The sequence below is a fragment of the Paenibacillus sp. OT2-17 genome, assembly GCF_009827695.1.
Classification (GTDB): Bacteria; Bacillota; Bacilli; order Paenibacillales; family Paenibacillaceae; genus Paenibacillus; species Paenibacillus polymyxa_B.
Window position 1 is genome coordinate 1 of record NZ_WUDQ01000471.1, and the last position, 2,922, is coordinate 2,922.

Annotated in this window: 2 protein-coding genes and 1 pseudogene; 2 read left to right on the forward strand and 1 reads right to left on the reverse strand. The window is 39.5% G+C overall.

What is annotated here, in order from left to right; all coding sequences use genetic code 11:
* Window positions 1–1,320, forward strand: a 1,320-nt coding sequence (locus tag GRP75_RS23260; protein WP_160790489.1) for a GDSL-type esterase/lipase family protein, incomplete at its 5' end; no start/stop codon positions are given.
* Between the two features lie 450 nt (window positions 1,321–1,770).
* Here GRP75_RS23260 and GRP75_RS23265 read toward each other — a convergent pair.
* Entirely contained in the window at window positions 1,771–2,310 is a 540-nt protein-coding gene (locus tag GRP75_RS23265; RefSeq protein WP_160790490.1) for a GNAT family N-acetyltransferase, read from the reverse strand.
* Window positions 2,311–2,807: 497 nt separating this feature from the next.
* Here GRP75_RS23265 and GRP75_RS30020 point away from each other — a divergent pair.
* Window positions 2,808–2,922, forward strand: a pseudogene (locus GRP75_RS30020) (uridine kinase); the annotation flags it as partial.

Consider the following 2,922-nt stretch of genomic DNA (forward strand, 5'->3'; position numbering starts at 1 on the left):
TTGAATGATCTAGGTATTCATGCGGGTGTGCTGGAGTATCAAGTCGGCGATTTCGAGATTACTTCCTTGTTGGAGGATGTAGAACATGCTCTGCAATGGATTCGCCAAACACCGCATGACTGGCTAGTCATTCCTGATCAAGTGGGACTCATCGGTTTTTCTGCAGGTGGTCACTTGGCCTCCATTGTCTCCACTATAGGGACGGTAAAGCCAGATCTTCTGTTGTTGGGATACCCTGTAATTTCATTTCATGAGCCTTATACACATATCGGAAGCCGTACACATTTTTTAGGGGAACATCCGACGCTGGAGCAGCTTCAAGCCTTTTCATCCGATCGGCAAGTAACTTCACAGACACCTCCAACTTTGATGTGGACTACAGCCAATGATGGCGCTGTACCGGTAGAAAATAGTCTGTTGTTCGCTTTTTCATTATCCAGAGAACGTATTCCGTTTGAACTGCATGTATTTGAGGAAGGGCGACACGGCTTGGGACTGTCAGAGGACAACCATGAATGCCATCAATGGCTTGATCTAACGGAAACTTGGCTTCAAAAACATGGATATGCTCAGGCAAGGCAACAGATGACAACTCGACTGTTTATCGCTGGGGACTCCACTGCAGCTCAAAAAGGGGCTACCGAAAAACCGATGACAGGCTGGGGCGAACACTTGCAAAGCTACTTGGCACCGTCTGTTCATGTGGACAATCGTGCCGTCAATGGACGAAGCACCAAATCTTTTATAGCAGAAGGCCGGTTAGCTGATATTGAAAAAGATATTCAAGCTGGAGATTATCTATTTATTCAATTTGGACACAACGATGAGAAAAAAGAAGATCCCACACGCTATACCGATCCTGATGGAGAGTATCGTCAAAACTTAATTCAATACATTCAGTCCGCTAGGGAGCGTGGTGGAATTCCAGTGCTATTGACCTCTGTAAGCCGCCGCCGATTCACCGCAGACGGTGAACCTGATCCGCTGGCTGTAGGAGCCTATCCTGCTGCCATGAAACAAGTAGCCGCGGAAACCAAGACACCCCTGCTCGATATTTTTGAAGCTTCTCAACAGCTGTATCGTTCAATGGGTGAAAAAGGGTCACAGCAGCTATTTATGCATTTGCCTGAAAAAGCGCATCCTAATTACCCCGCTGGTGTAACGGATAATACCCATTTTTCTGACGAAGGAGCCAAACAGGTCGCCCAGCTTATAGCGGAAGCAATTCGTCAGTGTGCGGAACTGTCTGCATTAAAACAACGTATCGTAGAAAGGAATCTAGACAGCGATGAGAGGCTTGCACACCAGCTTGTCAACTGATATCAAGAACTAAATAGATACAAACACAAAACGGACTTGGAGCTAATTACTCTGACGTCCGTTTTTTATTCCGTGTGGATCAAAGACTATACAACTAGGAGAATGGTTCAGAAGTATGGTAAGTTAAAAAGTAAATACTTAAATTGTTATATTTTAATTCTTTTGTATTTTATAGGACTTTAGAATTGTTTTGTTGTATTATTTTGACAACATTTGTCGAATAAAGTGAACTCCATAACTTTACATGGTATATTTTAGGAGCTAAGATCATACATCAGGAGGAATTCTTTATGATGAGACGAAAAGAACTCATATTAGCTTTTTTATCAGCGGAACCCTTTATTAGTTTTCATTGAACTCTATTAACCGACTCTTGTGAAGTTTTATTTAAATGCTCCTCAAATTGAGTGCCAAATGCTCGAACTTCCTCTTTTCTAAACTTTCGTAAGATCAATAAAGATACCCCAAAAAATCTAAGTCTCCCTCACTCCAATCCATCTTTCCTACTTCTTTAATCATTATTCCATCAATTTTCTCAAAGCCTATTCCATTTGTAATAATTTTTTCATTATCAATTTTTAACCATTTAATTTTGTTCTTTACAGGCTTATATCCATTTCTTAAATACAAGTTCATATTATCAGCAAATAAAAGTATAAAATCAATATTTCGTGTAACAGATAACTTTTCAATTTCTAAAAGCAGTGCTGAAGCTATTCCCTGTGATCGAACATTTTTTGAAACACACAAATCAATTAAACCCAGTACTCTTATGGTTTCTCCGTTTAGATTCATTATCCTATAATCTAATCCAACATGCCCTATAAGTTGATAATCATGGTTAAAAGCTAGAAGTCTAAAATGTGGAAGTTGCTTGAAATAAATTCTATCCGTAGGGTAGATTTCTGAAAAACTGTCGATTAATAATGCTTGTATACTGGCTGCTAACTCTTGACTTATGTCATGTTCAAAAACTTGATCTATTTTCAAAATACCACTCCCATCCTTTTACCTACTTTAGCACTCTTCTACATTTAAGTGTGACAACTGTACGTGAATTGCGAAAGAATACTTCCTACTTACTGAAGCGGGTGATTTTTTTCTTGTTAATTCTAAAGGGGCTGTTGTATTAATTAACACAAATATAATTAGTGATGAATTTTTTGAACAGCCTACTATTCAGATTTATCAAGTATCCAAAAAAGAAAAGCACATAGCAATAACGTTTGAATATGGACCATCAAATACACTGGGACTCACACCAGCTTTCAGTCAGTGGAGTCCTCTTTTAGATCTAAAAGTAAAACTCACTAGTCCCTAATATTTTCTAAAGTAGCGCTTCCCATCTCCTGTAGGCATAATAACCTTCTGGTCCCTACCCCGTCATTCTACCCGAAATGTAGACCCTTCCGTCCACACAATATAGTCAAATCAGGCATCGAAAAGACGATATAACGATCGCAAAATGATTTCTGAAAGCTGTCCGTTATCAAAGGTATGACTGGGAAACTGATAAGTTATCGGAATGGCATACTGTTCCTGCTGGCGGCATTGTCATAATCGAAGGAGTATATTCCATCCGAAAGGAACTAGAAGACAAAT